The sequence below is a fragment of the bacterium genome (assembly GCA_020440705.1).
GTDB lineage: Bacteria > Krumholzibacteriota > Krumholzibacteriia > LZORAL124-64-63 > LZORAL124-64-63 > JAGRNP01.
In genome coordinates, this window is record JAGRNP010000330.1 from 1 (window position 1) to 586 (window position 586).

At 67.6% G+C, this 586-nt stretch carries 1 protein-coding gene; it reads right to left on the reverse strand.

Annotated features, from left to right (window positions below; all coding sequences use genetic code 11):
• Positions 1–169 precede the first annotated feature (169 nt).
• Positions 170–520 (reverse strand): methylated-DNA--[protein]-cysteine S-methyltransferase, encoded by a 351-nt coding sequence (locus KDM41_18640; protein ID MCB1185442.1) that lies wholly within the window; start codon positions 518–520, stop codon positions 170–172.
• Positions 521–586 lie beyond the last annotated feature (66 nt).

Genomic DNA, 586 nt, shown 5'->3' on the forward strand with positions numbered 1-586 from the left:
AGCATCTCCTCGCGGACGGTCATTCGCAGTTCGCAGCGCCCCCGGGCCACCAACAGCCGCTCGATGCCCAGCCAGATACTGAAGGGGTCATGGTCGTACATGCGGGCCACCACCCGCTCGGCGAGGGACTGCGCGTCCATGGGGTGCGAAGGTACCGGCTTGGGGCTGCTCAGAAGAGTTCCTTCGCCAGGGCCCCCTCGTGCTCCAGCAGCCAGCGCTTGCGCCAGAGGCCGCCCACATAGCCCGTGAGCAGTCCGTTCGCCGCGATCACGCGGTGGCAGGGCACCACGATGGGCAGCGGGTTGTCACCACAGGCTCGCCCCACGGTACGTGGGATGGCCTTTCCCCCGATGGCCTTGCCGATGGTCCCGTAGGTGGTGGTGCTGCCGAAGGGGATGTCGTTGATGCGTTCCCAGACCAGCCGTTGGAAGCGGGTGCCCGTGCGCTGGATGGGCAAGTCGAAGGCCTTGCGCTTCCTGCGGAAGTACAGTTCCAACTGGCGCCGCGCTTCGTCCAGCACGGGCTCCTTCCGGCCTGAGCGGCCTTCCAGCGCCTCGAAGGAAAGGTGGGTGAGCAGCCCCGCGTC